Genomic DNA, 17,470 nt, shown 5'->3' on the forward strand with positions numbered 1-17,470 from the left:
GCCGATACCCCCTGAAAGCCTTGCGGATTGAACAATCATGCGTAATAACCAACCCGTTACCCAGCGCGAACGTACCTTCCCCGCTCAGCAACGGTTGATCTCCACCACAGATGCCAAGGGTGTCATTACCTACTGCAACGACGCGTTTGTCGAAATCAGTGGGTTCACCCGCGACGAACTGATCCGTGCCCCACACAACCTGGTGCGCCATCCGGATGTGCCCTCGGCCGTGTTCGCGCACATGTGGTCCACGCTCAAACAAGGCTTGCCATGGATGGGCATTGTCAAGAATCGCTGCAAGACCGGTGACCATTACTGGGTTAACGCCTATGTGACTCCGGTGTTCGACGGCAACCAGGTGATCGGCTACGAATCGGTACGCATCAAGCCCACCGCGGAGCAGATCCGCCGAGCCGAGGCGCTCTATCAACGCATCAACCAGGGCAAGTCGGCCATCCCCCAGCGCGACAAATGGCTGCCGGTGCTACAGGACTGGCTGCCGTTTATCCTGGTCAGCCAACTGAGCTTCATGATCGGCGCCACCCTCACCTCCCAGTGGGGCTTTGCCCTGGCGGCAGCGCTGTCGGTGCCGTTGGGCCTGCTGGGCCTGAGCTGGCAGCAGCGCGGCCTCAAGCGCTTGCTGCGCCTGGCCGAGCAGACCACCTCCGATCCGTTGATCGCGCAGATGTACACCGACAGCCGTGGCGCCCAGGCCCGACTGGAAATGTCGATCCTCAGCCAGGAAGCGCGCCTGAAGACCTGCCTGACCCGTCTGCAGGACACCGCCGAGCACCTCAACGACCAAGCGGCGCAGTCCAACACCCTGGCGCACAGCAGCTCCAGCGGCCTGGAACGTCAGCGCGTGGAAACCGAACAGGTAGCCACCGCCGTCAACCAGATGGCCGCGACCACCCAGGAAGTCGCCAGCCATGTGCAGCGCACCGCCGATGCCACCCAGGAAGCCAACCGCCTGACCGGTCGCGGCCGCGATATCGCCGGGGAAACCCGCGAGGCGATCCAGCGACTGTCGGTGGCCGTGGGCGAGACGGGCGTGACCGTCACCCAATTGGCCAAGGACAGCGATGAAATCGGCGGTGTGGTCGATGTGATCAAAGGCATCGCCGACCAGACCAACCTGCTGGCGCTCAATGCCGCTATCGAAGCCGCGCGTGCCGGTGAGATGGGCCGTGGATTTGCGGTGGTCGCCGATGAAGTGCGCCAACTGGCGCAGCGTACGGCCGAATCCACCGGGCAGATCCATACCCTGATCGCCAAGCTGCAACACACGGCGGCTGCGGCTGTGCAAACCATGGACGCCGGGCATCGCCAGGCTGAAGAGGGTGTAGCGCGGGTGATGGAAGCGGATCAGGCGTTGGTGGGCATCAGTGAGGCGGTGGCCAATATCACCGACATGACCACCCAGATTGCCGCTGCTACCGAAGAGCAAAGCGCCGTGGCCGAGGAGATCAGCCGCAATATCAGCACCATCGCACTGTTGGCGGATCAGACTTCAGAGCAGGCGATGAACTCGGCGCAGTTGAGTGAGGAGTTGACGCATACCGCCAATACCCAGTACTCGCTGGTGGAGCGTTTTAACCGATAAACCGCTATCGCAGGCAAGCCAGCTCCCACACTGGACGGTATTCACCGATAGAAATAGGTGAACCCAGTCCAATGTGGGAGCTGGCTTGCCCCCGATAGGGCCCTAACAGGCCCTGAGAAACTCAGCCACCTGCACCGCCGCCGCCTCCAAGTGCTGCTCATGGCTGAACCCCGAAGCCTTCAACGGCTTCAAGTCATGATCGCCCGCCACCAACCACATCACTTCAATACTCTCTGACAACTCATAATCCTGCACCGCTGCCCGATTGCCCAAGGCATCACGCTCGCCCTGCACAATTAACGTTGGCGTCGTAAGCGCAGCCAAGTGCTCCACCCGGGGTTTCTCTGGCTTGCCCACCGCATAGAACGGATAGCCCAGGCACACCAACCCATCGGCGCCCAGTTCATCGGCCAGTAAACTGGCCATCCGCCCACCCATGGACTTGCCGCCAACAGCCAGTTTCCCAGCGACATGACGTCGCACCTCGCCATACACCTCGCGCCAGCACTCCAGCAGTTTCGGCGCCGGATTCGGCGGGCGCTTGCCGCCATCCATACGGCGCTGGGCCATGTACGGGAACTCGAAGCGCACCACGCTCACGCCATGCCCGGCAAGGCGTGCCGCCATGTCGTTCATGAACGCCGAGTCCATCGGTGCCCCGGCGCCGTGGGCCAGGATCAGCGTGACCGGCTCGCCCGAAGCCGTGCCCGTGGCGACATCCCACAGCCAGCCGCGTTCGCGCACACACTGCGCCCATTGATCCCCGTCAATACTGGCCTTGTGCTCTTTGCCCATGCTTGCCTCGCTTTTTAGTCTGCCTATAACTCCAGCCCAAGTGCCGCACTTGCTTGGGTTGAACCGTGGATGGGGAACCATGAACACTACTTTAAGTACCGCCTATAACTACAAGGTGGTCCGCCAATTCGCCATTATGACGGTGGTGTGGGGCATCGTCGGCATGGGGCTCGGGGTTTTTCTCGCCGCCCAATTGGTTTGGCCTGCGCTCAACTTCGATTTACCCTGGACCAGCTTCGGCCGCCTGCGCCCGTTGCACACCAATGCGGTGATTTTCGCCTTCGGTGGCTGCGCGCTGTTCGCCAGCTCCTTCTACTCGGTACAACGTACCTGCCAGACTCAGCTGTTCGCGCCAAAAGTGGCCGCGTTCTGCTTCTGGGGCTGGCAGCTGGTGATTTTGCTGGCCGCAATCAGCCTGCCGCTGGGCTACACCAGTTCCAAGGAATACGCCGAGCTGGAATGGCCGATCGATATCCTGATCACCATCGTCTGGGTCGCCTATGCCATCGTGTTCTTCGGCACGATCATGAAGCGCAAGACCAAGCACATCTACGTCGGTAACTGGTTCTTCGGTGCGTTCATCATCACCGTGGCCATCCTGCATATCGTCAATAACCTGGAAATCCCGGTCAGCCTGACCAAGTCCTACTCGCTGTACGGCGGTGCGACGGATGCCATGGTGCAGTGGTGGTATGGGCATAACGCGGTAGGCTTTTTCCTCACCGCAGGCTTCCTGGGGATGATGTACTACTTCGTACCCAAGCAGGCCGAGCGTCCGGTGTATTCCTATCGCTTGTCGATCGTGCACTTCTGGGCGCTGATCACCCTGTACATCTGGGCCGGCCCTCACCACTTGCACTACACCGCCTTGCCGGACTGGGCGCAGTCCCTGGGCATGGTGATGTCACTGGTGCTGCTGGCGCCAAGCTGGGGCGGCATGATCAACGGCATGATGACCCTCTCGGGTGCCTGGCATAAGTTGCGCAGCGACCCGATCCTGCGCTTCCTCGTTGTGTCCCTGGCCTTCTACGGCATGTCGACATTCGAAGGTCCGATGATGGCGATCAAGACCGTCAACGCTCTCTCCCACTACACCGACTGGACCATCGGCCACGTACACGCCGGGGCGCTGGGCTGGGTGGCGATGATCTCCATCGGCGCGCTGTACCACATGATCCCGAAAGTCTTCGGTCGCGAGCAGATGTACAGCCTCGGCCTGATCAACGCGCACTTCTGGCTGGCCACCATCGGCACCGTGCTCTACATCGCCTCGATGTGGGTCAACGGCATCGCCCAGGGCCTGATGTGGCGTGCGGTCAACGAAGACGGCACCTTGACCTACTCCTTCGTCGAAACCCTGGTGGCCAGCCACCCTGGCTTCATCGTGCGGCTGGTGGGCGGTGCGATCTTCCTCACCGGCATGTTGCTGATGGCTTACAACACGTGGCGCACCGTGCGTTCGGCGCAGCCAGCTGAAATCAGCGCCGCAGCGCAGATGGCCTGAGGACTCGATGATGAAACACGAAACGATTGAAAAAAACGTCGGCCTGCTGATGCTGCTGATGGTGCTCGCCGTGAGCATCGGCGGCCTGACCCAGATCGTCCCGCTGTTATTCCAGGACGTGACCAACAAGCCGGTGGAAGGCATGAAGCCCTACACCGCGCTGCAGCTGGAGGGCCGCGACATCTACATCCGCGAAGGCTGCGTGCAGTGCCACTCGCAGATGATCCGCCCGTTCCGCGCCGAGACCGAGCGCTACGGTCACTACTCGGTGGCCGGCGAAAGCGTGTGGGACCACCCGTTTCTGTGGGGCTCCAAGCGCACCGGGCCGGACCTGGCCCGCGTCGGCGCGCGCTACTCGGACGACTGGCACCGCGCGCATTTGTACAACCCGCGCAACGTGGTGCCGGAGTCGAAAATGCCGGCCTATCCGTGGTTGGTCACCGCCGCCGTGGACAGCAGCCACACCGAGACCAAATTGAAAGTGATGCGCACCCTCGGCGTGCCGTACACCGACGACGACATCAACGGCGCGGTCGCCAGCCTCAAGGGCAAGACCGAGATGGACGCGCTGGTTTCCTACTTGCAAGTGCTCGGCACTGCCATCAAGAGCAAGAGGTGAGCCATGGGATTTGAATTCGATGCAGGCACCATCCGCGGCCTCGGCACGCTGGTGGTCGCCATCGCCTTTATCGGCCTGTCGCTGTGGGTGTTCAGCCCACGGCGCAAGTCGGAGTTTGACGATGCGACCATGCTGCCGTTTGCCGATGAACCCTCCCCAACCGACGCTCAAGCAGAGCCAGTAACAAGGAGCACTCGGCCATGACTACTTTTTGGAGTACATGGATCTGCGTATTGACCCTCGGCAGCCTGATCGGCCTGACCTGGCTGTTGGTCGGCACCCGCAAGGGCGAAACCAAGGGCAGCGTCGACCAGACCATGGGCCACGCCTTCGACGGTATCGAGGAGTACGACAACCCGCTGCCCCAGTGGTGGTTCATGCTGTTCGCCGGCACGCTGGTATTTGCCGTCGGCTACCTGATTCTCTACCCGGGCCTGGGCAACTGGAAAGGCGTGCTGCCGGGCTATGAAGATGGCTGGACCCAGACCAAGGAATGGGACAAGGAAATGGCCAAGGCCGACGCCAGGTTCGGGCCGATCTTCGCCAAGTTCGCGGCGATGCCCGTGGAAGAAGTCGCCAAGGACCCACAAGCGTTGAAGATGGGCGGTCGCCTGTTCGCCTCCAACTGCGCAGTGTGCCACGGCTCGGATGCCAAGGGCGCCTATGGCTTCCCGAACCTGGCAGACAGCAACTGGCGCTGGGGTGGTTCGGCCGAAGCGATCAAGGCTACCATCATGGCCGGTCGCCACGCGGCCATGCCGGCCTGGGGTGAAGTGCTGGGCGAGGACGGGGTGAAAAACGTCGCCGCCTATGTGCGCCACGACCTGGCCAAGCTGCCCTTGCCGGCGGACAACACCGCTGACCTGGCCGCAGGCCAAGCCGCATTCAGCACCACCTGCGTGGCTTGCCATGGCCCACAAGGCCACGGCGTGGAAGCCATGGGCGCGCCGAACCTGACCGAACCAAGCGGGTTTATCTACGGCACCAGCCTGGCGCAGCTGCAGCAGACCATCCGCCATGGTCGCCAGGGCCAGATGCCGGCCCAGGAAGTGCTGCAGGGTAATGACAAGGTGCATCTGCTGGCGGCGTACGTGTATAGCCTGTCCCATAATGCTGATGGTGCAACGCCAGACAGCCAACCGCAGTAAAAGCTCTACCTGTGGCGAGGGAGCTTGCTCCCGCTGGAGTGCGAAGCGCTCCCAAGATTTTGGGGCCGCTGCGAAGCCCAGCGGGAGCAAGCTCCCTCGCCACAGGCATAAGTCGCGACCAAGTGTCGCACCCTCGCAACACCCAACTTTCCCCCCCTCCCATTCGGGTCTACGCTTGTTCCCACAGTGGAGCAATTCTGGCGTAGGCGACGGTATCCGTTGCGCCCCCTAAAATTCCTGTCCACTTGATCAGCTTTCTATTTCGGATTTAATCCTTACGCCAAACATGGAAAGGGCGCAGAATCTGGCGTGGAACGCATTGATACAGGTCAGCCATTGCGTTGCAATGGCCCCTCGCTTTCTACATACTTGCGACCGATTTTACCTATAAAAAAACCTAAACCGTGGAACCTTAGAATGAGCACAGCAATCAGTCCGACTGCTTATAACTATAAGGTAGTCCGCCAGTTCGCCATCATGACGGTGGTCTGGGGGATCCTTGGCATGGGGCTCGGGGTGTTCATCGCCTCGCAACTGGTCTGGCCGCAATTGAATTTCGACCTGCCCTGGACGACCTTCGGTCGTTTGCGCCCGCTGCACACCAACCTGGTGATCTTCGCCTTCGGTGGCTGTGCACTGTTTGCCACCTCCTACTACGTGGTGCAACGCACCTGCCAGACGCGATTGATCTCGGATAGCCTGGCCGCGTTCACTTTCTGGGGCTGGCAGGCGGTTATCGTCGGCGCCATCATCAGCCTGCCGCTGGGCTACACCACCACCAAGGAATACGCCGAGCTGGAATGGCCGATCGCGATTCTGCTCGCCATCGTCTGGGTGACCTACGCGGTGGTGTTCTTCGGCACCATCGTCAAGCGCAAGACCAAGCACATTTATGTGGGCAACTGGTTCTACGGGGCGTTCATCCTGGTCACGGCGATGCTGCACATCGTCAACCACGCATCCTTGCCGGTCAGCCTGTTCAAGTCCTACTCGGCCTACTCTGGCGCGACGGACGCGATGATTCAATGGTGGTACGGCCACAACGCCGTAGGCTTTTTCCTCACCACCGGCTTCCTGGGGATGATGTATTACTTCGTGCCCAAGCAGGCCGAGCGCCCGATCTACTCCTATCGCCTGTCCATCGTGCACTTCTGGGCGCTGATCACCCTGTACATCTGGGCCGGCCCCCACCACCTGCACTACACCGCCTTGCCGGATTGGGCACAGTCCCTGGGCATGGCGATGTCGATCATCCTGCTGGCACCAAGCTGGGGCGGCATGATCAACGGCATGATGACCCTGTCGGGCGCCTGGCATAAGCTGCGCACCGACCCGATCCTGCGCTTTCTGGTGGTGTCGCTGGCGTTCTACGGCATGTCGACCTTTGAAGGGCCGATGATGGCGATCAAGACCGTCAACTCGCTGTCCCACTACACCGACTGGACCATCGGCCACGTACATGCCGGCGCACTGGGCTGGGTAGCGATGATCTCCATCGGCGCGCTGTACCACATGATCCCCAAACTGTTCGGCCGCACTCAGATGCACAGCGTCGGGCTGATCAATGCGCACTTCTGGCTGGCGACCATCGGCACCGTGCTCTACATCGCTTCGATGTGGGTCAACGGCATCACCCAGGGCCTGATGTGGCGTGCGATCAATGATGACGGCACCCTCACCTACTCCTTCGTCGAAGCGCTGCAAGCCAGCCACCCGGGCTTTATCGTGCGTGCCCTGGGCGGCGCATTCTTTGCCAGCGGCATGTTGTTGATGGCCTACAACGTCTGGCGCACCGTACGTGCCTCTGACCCTGTAGAAGCCGAAGCCGCCGCCAAGATCGCCGTTGTGGGAGCCCACTGATGAAGCATGAAGTAGTCGAGAAGAATATCGGCCTGCTGGCCTTCTTCATGGTCATTGCCGTGAGTATCGGCGGCCTGACCCAGATCGTGCCGCTGTTTTTCCAGGACGTGACCAACAAGCCGGTCGAAGGCATGAAGCCGCGTACCGCCCTTGAACTGGAAGGCCGCGACGTCTACATCGCCAACGGTTGCGTGGGCTGCCATTCGCAGATGATCCGCCCGTTCCGCGCCGAAACCGAACGCTACGGCCACTATTCGGTCGCCGGTGAAAGCGTGTGGGACCACCCGTTCCTGTGGGGTTCCAAGCGCACCGGCCCAGACCTTGCCCGTGTGGGCGGGCGTTACTCCGATGACTGGCAGCGTGCGCACTTGTACAACCCGCGCAACGTGGTGCCGGAGTCGAAAATGCCGGCGTACCCGTTCCTCGTGGAAAACAAGCTCGACGGCAAGGACACCGCGAAGAAGATGGAAGTCTTGCGCACCCTGGGCGTGCCCTACACCGACGAAGACATCGCCGGTGCAGCGGCCGCTGTGAAGGGCAAGACCGAAATGGACGCACTGGTGGCCTACCTGCAGGGCCTTGGCACCATCATCAAAAGCAAACGGTGACCTACATGGATATCGGGATGATTCGTGGCCTGGGCACCGTTGTGGTGATGGTGGCCTTTGTCGGCCTGGCGCTGTGGGTGTTCAGCCCGCGGCGCAAGTCGGAGTTTGACGACGCGACCATGCTGCCCTTTGCAGATGATCCCGAAGCCATCAAGCACGTCGAGCAAGCTTCTAGGAGTAACAAAGAATGACTACGTTCTGGAGTCTGTACGTCACAGTCCTCAGTCTGGGTACCATCTTCGCCCTGACCTGGCTGCTGCTGTCGACCCGCAAGGGCCAGCGCACCGAGCAGACGGACGAGACCGTCGGCCACTCGTTCGATGGCATCGAGGAGTACGACAACCCACTGCCCAAATGGTGGTTCATGCTGTTTGTCGGCACCATCGTCTTCGCCCTCGGCTACCTGGTGCTCTACCCCGGCCTGGGTAACTGGAAGGGCCTGCTGCCGGGCTATAACTACCTGGACAACGACAAGCAAACCGCCTTTGCCAACGGCCAGACCGGCTGGACCGGCGTGCATGAATGGGAAAAGGAAATGGCCAGATCGGAAGCCAAGTTCGGGCCGATCTTCGCCAAATTCGCATCGATGCCCATTGAAGAGGTGGCCAAGGACCCGCAAGCCCTGAAGATGGGCGGCCGCCTGTTTGCCTCCAACTGCTCGGTGTGCCACGGCTCCGACGCCAAGGGCGCCTACGGTTTCCCTAACCTGACCGACGCTGACTGGCGCTGGGGCGGAGAACCCAACACCATCAAGGAGACCATCATGAAAGGCCGCCACGCAGTGATGCCAGGCTGGGCCGAAGTCATCGGCGAGCAAGGCGTGGCTGACGTAGCAGGCTTTGTGGTGACCAACCTCGATGGCCGCAAGCTGCCCGAAGGCGCCAAGGCAGATGTAGCCAACGGCGAGAAACTCTTCGCCGCCAACTGCGTGGCGTGCCACGGCCCGGCCGGTAAAGGCACGCCAGCCATGGGCGCCCCCGACCTGACGCACCCGGGCGCATTCATCTACGGCTCAAGCTTCGCGCAATTGCAACAGACCATTCGTTATGGCCGCCAAGGTCAGATGCCAGCGCAGGAGTTGCTGCAAGGCAATGACAAAGTGCACTTGCTGGCGGCGTATGTGTACAGCCTGTCCCATGGGGATAAGAACCCAGAAGAGCAATAAATCCTCGCACACAAAAAAGCCCCGCCCAGCGAAAACTGGCGGGGCTATTTTGTTTCTGGCTTGCGAGTGACTCGTCGATTGCCGCAACCGCTCTGGTTCATGGGCTTACCGTGGTCACACGCAACGTCAGCGACTTCAAGTCCAGCGGCGTTGCGCTGATCAATCCATGGGGCGAATGACCGTCTTGCGAGCAAAAACCGTCCGTACTTCACAATTCAATTGATCCAGACAAAGTCCCCCAACTGCAACAGATCATTCGCTCTGGTCGCTGAGATTAATACTTAAACATCTTATTAAATTCCCGTCGGCGATTACGCAACGGCGCATGAAAATTATCCAGCCGTTCCAAATCAAACTTATCAATACTGCCATCCGATGAGGGAGCACCTACTTTATCAACACCATGGGCACTACAAAGCTTATTCAAAAGTCCGGGCATTAGAAAAATCATCTTAACCAACTCGACGTTCCTTTCCGACACCTCAGGCTTAAACCCGCAAAGCACTTCAACCAAACTCCCAACCGTAATGCGTCCTGGAGAACCTGGATCTTCAAACACGTTGAAGTTTTGCAGCAGTCGTTCCACCACCTCGCCCTCTATCACCTTCGAGTCATCAGGCACTCGATTGCCAGAAAAGGATGGTTGAACGGCAAAACTACGCAACGTCATCGCGCTCGCGGGTACAGCATGATCTGAAGGTGGCAGCCCCAAGATAGAGCGCAGATTAAAAACCTCGAAATCTGAAGCATTAAAAACATTATCACTTATCATCTAACACCTCGAAAAATAGATAAGACCAGCAAAAAAACCACACACCCATTAGTGAATACCACTTACCAAACAGTTCAATCCGCAGAGCAAAAACATGTAAATGCATGTATACATACTTGGCGACTAGCCACCAGTGAAAACTTCATGCGCAGCAAGTAGTAAACAACCAATCGCACTTGATGCTTGCCTATATATTTACAGCTTATGCCATGGCTATAAAACAGCCGAGCCAGACTGACACGGCAATATAAAAATATTGCCCAACTTGAATCTGCGCTTTTCCGTGACTCACCCTGCTCACGCCACATCAGCGACTTCTGGCCCAGCGGCGCGCCACTGATTGACCCGAAGGACGAATGACCGGCACACCCACCAAAACCGTCCATACTTCACAAGTCAATTGATCCAGGTCACGTACACCATCATTTGATTTCTCCCAACGCGACCAAAGGTCGCACCCTTTGCACAACATCGGGGGCGTATCATTAGGCCACTGCAACACCCCCATTTGACCCTGGCTGGCACGTACTGGCCGAGGCAAATCTCCACCGCCGTGGGATGCAATGATGAGCAACCAGATACCGGTACATGACGTTACCCCGCCTGCCAAAAACGCGAGCAATAGCGTCGACCTCTACGCCTCGCGAGAGAAAATCTATACCCGTGCCTTCACCGGCCTGTTCCGCAATTTGCGCATGCTCGGTGGCGCCGGCCTGTTCCTGCTTTACTTCGGCACCGTGTGGCTGAACTGGGGCGGCCACCAGGCGGTGTGGTGGAACCTGCCGGAGCGTAAGTTCTTCATTTTTGGCGCCACCTTCTGGCCCCAGGATTTCATCCTGCTCTCGGGCATTCTCATTGTTGCGGCCTTTGGCCTGTTCTTTATCACCGTGTACGCCGGACGGGTGTGGTGCGGCTATACCTGCCCGCAAAGCGTGTGGACGTGGATCTTCATGTGGTGCGAAAAGGTCACCGAAGGCGACCGCAACCAGCGCATCAAGCTGGACAAGGCGCCCATGGGCGCCAACAAGTTCCTGCGCAAGTTCAGCAAACACACGCTGTGGCTGTTGATCGGTTTCGCCACCGGCATGACCTTCGTCGGCTACTTTTCGCCGATCCGCGAGCTGGTGTTCGATTTCTTCACCGGCCAGGCCGACGGCTGGTCGTATTTCTGGGTCGGCTTCTTCACCCTCGCCACCTACGGCAACGCCGGCTGGCTGCGCGAGCAGGTGTGTATCTACATGTGCCCTTACGCGCGCTTCCAGAGCGTAATGTTCGACAAAGACACCCTGATCGTTTCCTATGACCCGCGCCGTGGCGAAGTGCGCGGCCCGCGTAAAAAGGGCGTCGACTACAAGGCCCAGGGCCTGGGAGACTGCATCGATTGCACCATGTGCGTGCAGGTGTGCCCGACCGGCATCGATATCCGCGACGGCCTGCAAATCGAGTGCATCGGCTGCGCCGCCTGTATCGATGCCTGCGATAACATCATGGACAAGATGGACTACCCACGCGGCCTGATCAGCTATACCACCGAGCACAATCTGTCCGGTCAGAAGACCCATAAGTTACGCCCACGGCTGATCGGCTATGCGCTGGTGCTGCTGACCATGATCGGCTTGCTGGTCGGCGCATTCTTCATGCGCTCGCTGGTGGGTTTCGATGTCAGCAAGGACCGCGTGCTGTACCGGGAAAACGCCGAAGGGCGAATCGAAAACGTCTACAGCCTGAAGATCATGAACAAGGACCAGCACGACCACACCTACGTGCTCGACGCCGCCGGCCTGCCGGACCTCAAGTTGCAGGGGCGACGCGAAATCAAGGTGGCCGCCGGCGATATCGTCAGTATGCCGGTGGAGTTGTCGAGTGCGCCGGAGCAACTGCCGTCGAGCACCAACGAGGTGACTTTCATCCTCAAAGATGCCGATGACACCAGCGTTCATATTGAAGCCAAGAGCCGATTCATCGGCCCACAAGTTCGTTAAACAGGGAACACAAGAATGCCCGCAACCACTGCTGCAAGCCCTTGGTACAAGCACCTCTGGCCATGGATCATCATCGCGATCCTGGCCTGCTCGGTGACGCTGACCCTGTCCATGGTGACCATCGCGGTCAACAACCCGGACAACCTGGTCAACGACAATTACTACGAGGCCGGCAAAGGCATCAACCGCTCCCTGGACCGTGAACGCCTGGCCCAGACGCTGCAACTGCGTGCCAAGTTGCACCTGGATGAACTGACCGGCGAAGTCGAGTTGCACCTGACCGGCAACAGCGGCCCTGCAACCCTGGAACTGAACCTGATTTCCCCGACCCAGCCGGAGAAGGATCGCAAGATCGTCCTGGCCCGCAGTGATAGCGAGCAGGGCCGCTACATCGGCCAGGTCACCGACAAGGTCGAAGGCCGGCGTTTCGTGGAACTGCTTGGCGTGGAAGGCAGCAACACCTGGAGGATGTTCGAGGAAGAAGAGGTCAGCCACGACAAAGACTTGCTGTTGGGTGACGAACCATTGCAGGGTGCCGAAGACCTGAAAAAATAGCAGCGCCCATGACCAGCCCAATCCCCTGCTACCACTGCGCCCTGCCCGTCCCATCCGGCAGCCGGTTCACCGCCCGGATCCTCGGCGAAAGCCGCGAACTCTGCTGCCCCGGCTGTCAGGCCGTGGCCGAAGCGATTGTGGCCGGTGGGCTGGAAAGCTATTACCAGCACCGCAGCGAAGCCTCGGCCAACCCTGAGGCGCTCCCCGTGCAACTGGTGGATGAGCTGGCGCTGTACGACCGCGCCGATGTGCAAAAACCCTTTGTGCGCCATCAAGGCGACTTGGCCGAAACCACCCTGTTGATGGAAGGCATCAGCTGCGCCGCCTGCGGCTGGTTGATCGAGAAACACCTGCGCAGCCTGCCCGCGGTGGCCGAGGCGCGGCTGAACCTGTCCAACCATCGCTTGCACGTGCGCTGGGCCGATGGGCAACTGCCGTTGAGCCAACTGCTCAGCGAACTGCGCCATATCGGCTACGCCGCCCACCCCTACCAGGCCGACCGCGCCGCCGAACAATTGGCCAGCGAAAATCGCCTGGCCCTGCGTCAACTGGGGGTTGCCGGCTTGCTGTGGTTCCAGGCGATGATGGCAACCATGGCGACCTGGCCGGAATTCAATATCGACCTGAGCCCGGAGTTGCACGTGATCCTGCGCTGGGTTGCGATGTTTCTCACCACCCCCATCGTGTTCTATAGCTGCGCGCCGTTCTTCAAAGGGGCGCTGCGTGACATACGCACGCGACACCTGACCATGGACGTATCGGTATCCCTGGCAATTGGCGGTGCGTACCTGGCGGGCATCTGGACCGCGATCACTGGCGTGGGCGAATTGTATTTCGATGCCGTGGGCATGTTTGCGCTGTTCCTGCTGGCCGGGCGTTACCTTGAGCGCCGCGCCCGGGAGCGCACCGCAGCGGCCACCGCTCAATTGGTCAACCTGTTGCCCGCCTCCTGCTTGCGCCTCCAAGGTGATGGTCAGAGCGAACGCATCCTGCTCAGTGAACTGGCATTGGGTGATCGTGTCCTGGTGCATCCCGGCGCGGTGCTGCCGGCGGATGGCGTGATCCTCGACGGCCAATCCAGCATCGATGAATCCCTGCTGACCGGCGAGTACCTGCCACAGCCGCGGCGGGTCGGCGACAGCGTTACGGCTGGCACGCTGAATGTCGAGGGCGCACTGACGGTCGAGGTGCGCGCCCTGGGCCACGACACGCGTCTGTCCGCCATTGTGCGCCTGCTGGAGCGCGCCCAGGCCGAGAAACCACGCCTGGCGCAAATCGCCGACCGTGCCGCGCAGTGGTTCCTGCTGTGCTCGCTGATCGCCGCCGTGCTGATCGGCCTGCTGTGGTGGGAACTGGACCCGTCACGCGCATTCTGGATTGTGTTGGCGATGCTGGTGGCGACTTGCCCGTGTGCACTGTCCCTGGCCACCCCAACCGCCCTGACCGCTGCCACCGGCACCTTGCACACCCTGGGGTTGCTACTGACCCGCGGCCATGTGCTTGAAGGCCTGAACCAGATCGACACGGTGATTTTCGACAAGACCGGCACCCTCACCGAAGGACGCCTGGCGTTGCGCGCCATCCAGCCCCTGGGCGCGCTGGACAGCGACCAGTGCCTGGGCCTCGCCGCCGCCCTGGAGAACCGCTCGGAACACCCGATTGCTCGTGCCTTTGGGCGTGCGCCACTGGCCGCTGATGAAGTGTTGAGCACCCCTGGCCTGGGCCTGGAGGGTCGGGTGGGGGACCGCCTGTTGCGTATTGGCCAACCGGGTTTTGTCTGCGAACTCAGTGGCTGCGCGATTCCCGCCTCACCGGACGAAGCCGGGCAATGGCTGCTGTTGGGTGACAACAGCGGCGCCCTCGCCTGGTTCGTACTCGACGACCGCCTGCGCAGCGACGCCCCTGCCCTGCTCGCAGCGTGCAAGGCACGCGGCTGGCGTACGCTGCTGCTCTCGGGCGACAGCTCACCGATGGTCGCCAGTGTGGCCCTTGAGTTGGGCATCGACGAAGCCCACGGCGGCCTGCGCCCTGATGACAAGTTGCAGGTGCTGCAAAACCTGCACAGGCAAGGCCGCAAGGTGCTGATGCTGGGCGATGGCGTCAATGATGTGCCGGTGCTGGCCGCCGCCGATATCAGCGTGGCCATGGGCTCGGCCACTGACCTGGCGAAAACCAGCGCCGACGCGGTGCTGTTGTCCAACCGCCTGGATGCCTTGGTGCAGGCCTTCAGCCTGGCGCGGCGCACCCGTCGAGTGATCATTGAGAACCTGCTGTGGGCCGGGCTGTACAATGGCCTTATGCTGCCGTTTGCCGCCCTGGGCTGGATCACCCCAATCTGGGCGGCGATCGGCATGTCCCTCAGCTCATTGACCGTGGTGCTCAACGCCTTGCGCCTGACTCGCCTGCCGAGCGCGCCAGCCACCGGCACCACCTTGATAACCCGCCCGCTGCCGGCCTGAGCCGCGTGGGCATGGAGTGCAGATGCCAGCTCTATACGTGATGATACCGGCGGCGCTGCTGTTAGTGGGTGTGGCGATCTACATCTTCTTCTGGGCCGTGGACAGCGGCCAGTACGAGGATCTCGATGGCCCCGCCCACAGCGTGTTGTTCGACGACCAGGACCCGAACCACCTGGCCGCCATCGACCAAGCCAACAGCCCCGAACAACCGCCCAAAGATCCACCCCATGCTTGAGCTGGCGCCCCTGCTGGTCTCGGCGCTGATCCTCGGCCTGCTGGGCGGCGGCCATTGCCTGGGCATGTGTGGCGGACTGATGGGCGCCCTGACCCTGGCGATCCCCAAGGAGCAACGCAGCCGCCGCTTTCGCCTGCTGCTGGCGTACAACCTGGGGCGCATCCTCAGCTATGCCACGGCCGGCTTGCTGATCGGCCTGGCCGGCTGGGCGGTGGCCAACAGCCCGGCGGCGATGTTCATGCGCGTACTCGCCGGGTTACTGCTGATTTGCATGGGCCTGTACCTGGCCGGTTGGTGGAGCGGCCTGACCCGCATCGAAAGCCTCGGACGCGGCCTGTGGCGGCATATCCAGCCGCTGGCCAACCGGTTGCTGCCGGTGTCGAGCCTGCCGCGCGCCTTGCTGCTGGGCGCGCTGTGGGGCTGGTTGCCGTGCGGGTTGGTCTACAGCACCCTGCTGTGGGCCGCGAGCCAGAGCAATGCGCTGGACAGCGCGTTGCTGATGCTCGCATTCGGCCTCGGCACCTGGCCGGTGCTGCTGGCCACCGGGCTGGCGGCGGAGCGTGTCACCGCGCTCTTGCGTAAACGCAGCGTGCGCATGGCCGGCGGCCTGTTGGTGATCATCTTCGGTATCTGGACCTTGCCGGGCCCGCATCAGCACTGGCTCATGGGTCATTGAAAGCCCCTGTGGCATAGCGCCGCTCCCCGTTGATGCAAATCAACATGCCTTGCCAGCCCTGCCCCTAGACTCGGCCCACTAGCCAATCCGGGGGACCGCCCGCATGCTCGACGCCATTCGTTGGGACACAGATCTGATTCACCGCTACGACTTGGCGGGGCCGCGCTACACGTCCTACCCTACCGCCGTCCAATTGGACAGCCAGGTCGGCACCTTCGACCTGCTCCACGCCCTGCGCGAAAGCCGCAAGGCGGTACGGCCGTTATCGGTGTATGTGCACGTACCGTTCTGCGCCAACATTTGCTACTACTGCGCCTGCAACAAAGTGGTCACCAAGGACCGTGGTCGCGCCCAGGCCTACTTGCAGCGCCTGCAGCAGGAAATCCAGCTGGTGGCCTGCCACCTCGATCCGAAGCAGCCAGTGGAGCAATTGCACTTTGGCGGCGGCACACCGACTTTTCTCAGCCACGATGAACTGCGCCAGGTGATGAATTGCCTGCGCCAGCATTTCAATTTGCTCGATGATGATTCGGGCGACTATGGCATCGAAATCGACCCTCGCGAAGCCGACTGGGCCACCATGGGCCTGCTGCGCGAGCTGGGTTTCAACCGCGTAAGCATCGGCCTGCAAGACCTTGACCCCGAGGTGCAACGAGCGGTCAATCGCCTGCAAAGCCTGGAAGAGACCCGCGCAGTGATCGATGCGGCACGTACCCTGCAATTTCGCTCGATCAATATCGATTTGATCTACGGCTTGCCCAAGCAATCACCGCTGAACTTTGCGCGCACTGTGGAAGAAGTCATCCGCTTGCAGCCGGACCGCTTGTCCGTATTCAACTACGCCCATCTGCCGGAACGTTTCATGCCCCAACGGCGGATCAACACCGACGAGCTGCCCTCGCCGGCCGAAAAACTGCTGATGCTGCAAACCACCATTGAACAACTGACCCAGGCCGGCTACCGCTATATCGGCATGGATCACTTCGCCCTGCCGGACGACGAACTGGCCATCGCCCAGGAGGAAGGCAAGCTGCAGCGCAACTTCCAGGGCTATACCACCCACGGGCATTGCGATCTGATTGGGTTGGGCGTTTCGGCGATCAGCCAGATTGGCGACTTGTATTGCCAGAACAGCAGCGACCTCACCCACTACCAGAACGCCTTGGCGGGCGCACAACTGGCAACCAGCCGTGGTTTGGTCTGCACCACTGACGATCGTCTGCGACGGGAAGTGATCCAGCAGTTGATCTGCAATTTCAGCCTGGGGTTCGAGGCGATCGAACAGGCGTACAACATCGACTTTCGCGGCTACTTCGCCGAGCTATGGCCGCAATTGGAGACGATGGCCACCGATGGCCTGATCGAGTTGGACGCCCGGGGCATTCGTGTGCTGCCGGCCGGGCGCTTGCTGGTGCGTTCAGTGTGCATGGTGTTCGATGCCTATCTGGAGCACCAGAACAGGCAACGATTTTCGCGGGTCATCTAGACG

17 protein-coding genes and 1 pseudogene are annotated in these 17,470 nt (G+C 61.0%); 16 read left to right on the forward strand and 2 right to left on the reverse strand.

All coding sequences use genetic code 11. The features are described from left to right. Positions 1–37 precede the first annotated feature (37 nt). Complete coding sequence (locus tag FW800_RS06660) at positions 38–1,603, forward strand: methyl-accepting chemotaxis protein (RefSeq protein ID WP_032879969.1); 1,566 nt, start codon at positions 38–40, stop codon at positions 1,601–1,603. A gap of 102 nt (positions 1,604–1,705) precedes the next feature. On the opposite strand, the gene FW800_RS06665 is transcribed toward FW800_RS06660, so the two are convergent. Further along, on the reverse strand, positions 1,706–2,398 hold the full coding sequence (locus tag FW800_RS06665; protein ID WP_248131086.1) for an alpha/beta family hydrolase: 693 nt from the start codon (positions 2,396–2,398) through the stop codon (positions 1,706–1,708). A 79-nt stretch (positions 2,399–2,477) separates the two neighbouring features. On the opposite strand from FW800_RS06665, the gene ccoN (FW800_RS06670) reads away from it, so the two are divergent. From ccoN (FW800_RS06670) to FW800_RS06710, 9 genes and pseudogenes are all read left to right on the forward strand, one after another. Next, positions 2,478–3,902 carry a cytochrome-c oxidase, cbb3-type subunit I gene (gene ccoN, locus FW800_RS06670; protein WP_005790268.1) on the forward strand — a complete coding sequence of 475 codons (1,425 nt, stop codon included), beginning with the start codon at positions 2,478–2,480 and terminating at the stop codon, positions 3,900–3,902. Between the two features lie 10 nt (positions 3,903–3,912). Then, a complete protein-coding gene (gene ccoO / locus FW800_RS06675) occupies positions 3,913–4,521 on the forward strand; it encodes a cytochrome-c oxidase, cbb3-type subunit II (protein ID WP_446437249.1) in 609 nt (202 codons plus the stop codon). Between the two features lie 3 nt (positions 4,522–4,524). Continuing rightward, entirely contained in the window at positions 4,525–4,725 is a 201-nt protein-coding gene (locus FW800_RS06680) for a CcoQ/FixQ family Cbb3-type cytochrome c oxidase assembly chaperone (RefSeq protein ID WP_032879966.1), read from the forward strand. After that, on the forward strand, positions 4,722–5,669 hold the full coding sequence (ccoP, locus tag FW800_RS06685; protein WP_005790271.1) for a cytochrome-c oxidase, cbb3-type subunit III: 948 nt from the start codon (positions 4,722–4,724) through the stop codon (positions 5,667–5,669). Before FW800_RS06680 ends, ccoP (FW800_RS06685) begins: the two co-directional genes overlap by 4 nt. Before the next feature lie 417 nt (positions 5,670–6,086). Continuing rightward, positions 6,087–7,529 (forward strand): cytochrome-c oxidase, cbb3-type subunit I, encoded by a 1,443-nt coding sequence (gene ccoN, locus FW800_RS06690; RefSeq protein WP_446437250.1) that lies wholly within the window; start codon positions 6,087–6,089, stop codon positions 7,527–7,529. Continuing rightward, positions 7,529–8,137 carry a cytochrome-c oxidase, cbb3-type subunit II gene (gene ccoO / locus FW800_RS06695; protein WP_003193167.1) on the forward strand — a complete coding sequence of 203 codons (609 nt, stop codon included), beginning with the start codon at positions 7,529–7,531 and terminating at the stop codon, positions 8,135–8,137. The genes ccoN (FW800_RS06690) and ccoO (FW800_RS06695) overlap by 1 nt, the downstream gene beginning before the upstream one ends. A 5-nt stretch (positions 8,138–8,142) precedes the next feature. Then, positions 8,143–8,328, forward strand: a complete 186-nt coding sequence (locus tag FW800_RS06700; RefSeq protein ID WP_005790274.1) for a CcoQ/FixQ family Cbb3-type cytochrome c oxidase assembly chaperone — start codon at positions 8,143–8,145, stop codon at positions 8,326–8,328. Next, on the forward strand, positions 8,325–9,302 hold the full coding sequence (gene ccoP, locus FW800_RS06705; protein WP_446437251.1) for a cytochrome-c oxidase, cbb3-type subunit III: 978 nt from the start codon (positions 8,325–8,327) through the stop codon (positions 9,300–9,302). The genes FW800_RS06700 and ccoP (FW800_RS06705) overlap by 4 nt, the downstream gene beginning before the upstream one ends. A gap of 65 nt (positions 9,303–9,367) precedes the next feature. Further along, positions 9,368–9,481: pseudogene (locus FW800_RS06710) on the forward strand (VapC toxin family PIN domain ribonuclease); the annotation flags it as partial. Positions 9,482–9,576: 95 nt separating this feature from the next. On the opposite strand, the gene FW800_RS06715 reads toward FW800_RS06710, so the two are convergent. Then, positions 9,577–10,074, reverse strand: a complete 498-nt coding sequence (locus FW800_RS06715) for a hypothetical protein (RefSeq protein WP_446437252.1) — start codon at positions 10,072–10,074, stop codon at positions 9,577–9,579. 566 nt (positions 10,075–10,640) lie between these two features. On the opposite strand from FW800_RS06715, the gene ccoG reads away from it, so the two are divergent. The 6 genes from ccoG to hemN all read left to right on the forward strand — a co-directional run bounded on the left by ccoG (position 10,641) and on the right by hemN (position 17,467). Then, entirely contained in the window at positions 10,641–12,056 is a 1,416-nt protein-coding gene (gene ccoG / locus FW800_RS06720) for a cytochrome c oxidase accessory protein CcoG (protein WP_032879961.1), read from the forward strand. A gap of 15 nt (positions 12,057–12,071) precedes the next feature. Further along, entirely contained in the window at positions 12,072–12,611 is a 540-nt protein-coding gene (locus FW800_RS06725; protein ID WP_032879960.1) for a FixH family protein, read from the forward strand. Positions 12,612–12,619: 8 nt separating this feature from the next. Next, on the forward strand, positions 12,620–15,070 hold the full coding sequence (locus FW800_RS06730) for a heavy metal translocating P-type ATPase (protein ID WP_446437253.1): 2,451 nt from the start codon (positions 12,620–12,622) through the stop codon (positions 15,068–15,070). 22 nt (positions 15,071–15,092) lie between these two features. Further along, entirely contained in the window at positions 15,093–15,305 is a 213-nt protein-coding gene (gene ccoS / locus FW800_RS06735; RefSeq protein ID WP_032879957.1) for a cbb3-type cytochrome oxidase assembly protein CcoS, read from the forward strand. Then, a complete protein-coding gene (locus tag FW800_RS06740) occupies positions 15,298–15,981 on the forward strand; it encodes a sulfite exporter TauE/SafE family protein (protein ID WP_446437254.1) in 684 nt (227 codons plus the stop codon). Before ccoS ends, FW800_RS06740 begins: the two co-directional genes overlap by 8 nt. 103 nt (positions 15,982–16,084) lie before the next feature. Continuing rightward, the gene (gene hemN / locus FW800_RS06745; RefSeq protein WP_032879955.1) at positions 16,085–17,467 is read left to right on the forward strand and encodes an oxygen-independent coproporphyrinogen III oxidase; all 1,383 of its coding nucleotides are present in this window, start codon (positions 16,085–16,087) and stop codon (positions 17,465–17,467) included. The last annotated feature ends 3 nt before the right edge of the window (positions 17,468–17,470 follow it).

The organism is Pseudomonas sp. 910_23 (assembly GCF_052850795.1).

What these genes read in the sequence shown, in the direction of transcription:
- FW800_RS06740 (WP_446437254.1), top strand. Translation starts at nt 15,298, where the DNA reads ATGCTTGAGCTGGCGCCCCTGCTGGTCTCGGCGCTGATCCTCGGCCTG.
- ccoO (WP_446437249.1), top strand. Translation starts at nt 3,913, where the DNA reads ATGAAACACGAAACGATTGAAAAAAACGTCGGCCTGCTGATGCTGCTG.
- FW800_RS06730 (WP_446437253.1), top strand. Translation starts at nt 12,620, where the DNA reads ATGACCAGCCCAATCCCCTGCTACCACTGCGCCCTGCCCGTCCCATCC.
- ccoP (WP_005790271.1), top strand. Translation starts at nt 4,722, where the DNA reads ATGACTACTTTTTGGAGTACATGGATCTGCGTATTGACCCTCGGCAGC.
- ccoN (WP_005790268.1), top strand. Translation starts at nt 2,478, where the DNA reads ATGAACACTACTTTAAGTACCGCCTATAACTACAAGGTGGTCCGCCAA.
- FW800_RS06665 (WP_248131086.1), bottom strand. Translation starts at nt 2,398, where the DNA reads ATGGGCAAAGAGCACAAGGCCAGTATTGACGGGGATCAATGGGCGCAG.
- FW800_RS06680 (WP_032879966.1), top strand. Translation starts at nt 4,525, where the DNA reads ATGGGATTTGAATTCGATGCAGGCACCATCCGCGGCCTCGGCACGCTG.
- ccoS (WP_032879957.1), top strand. Translation starts at nt 15,093, where the DNA reads ATGCCAGCTCTATACGTGATGATACCGGCGGCGCTGCTGTTAGTGGGT.
- FW800_RS06700 (WP_005790274.1), top strand. Translation starts at nt 8,143, where the DNA reads ATGGATATCGGGATGATTCGTGGCCTGGGCACCGTTGTGGTGATGGTG.
- hemN (WP_032879955.1), top strand. Translation starts at nt 16,085, where the DNA reads ATGCTCGACGCCATTCGTTGGGACACAGATCTGATTCACCGCTACGAC.
- FW800_RS06725 (WP_032879960.1), top strand. Translation starts at nt 12,072, where the DNA reads ATGCCCGCAACCACTGCTGCAAGCCCTTGGTACAAGCACCTCTGGCCA.
- ccoO (WP_003193167.1), top strand. Translation starts at nt 7,529, where the DNA reads ATGAAGCATGAAGTAGTCGAGAAGAATATCGGCCTGCTGGCCTTCTTC.
- ccoG (WP_032879961.1), top strand. Translation starts at nt 10,641, where the DNA reads ATGAGCAACCAGATACCGGTACATGACGTTACCCCGCCTGCCAAAAAC.
- ccoP (WP_446437251.1), top strand. Translation starts at nt 8,325, where the DNA reads ATGACTACGTTCTGGAGTCTGTACGTCACAGTCCTCAGTCTGGGTACC.
- ccoN (WP_446437250.1), top strand. Translation starts at nt 6,087, where the DNA reads ATGAGCACAGCAATCAGTCCGACTGCTTATAACTATAAGGTAGTCCGC.
- FW800_RS06715 (WP_446437252.1), bottom strand. Translation starts at nt 10,074, where the DNA reads ATGATAAGTGATAATGTTTTTAATGCTTCAGATTTCGAGGTTTTTAAT.
- FW800_RS06660 (WP_032879969.1), top strand. Translation starts at nt 38, where the DNA reads ATGCGTAATAACCAACCCGTTACCCAGCGCGAACGTACCTTCCCCGCT.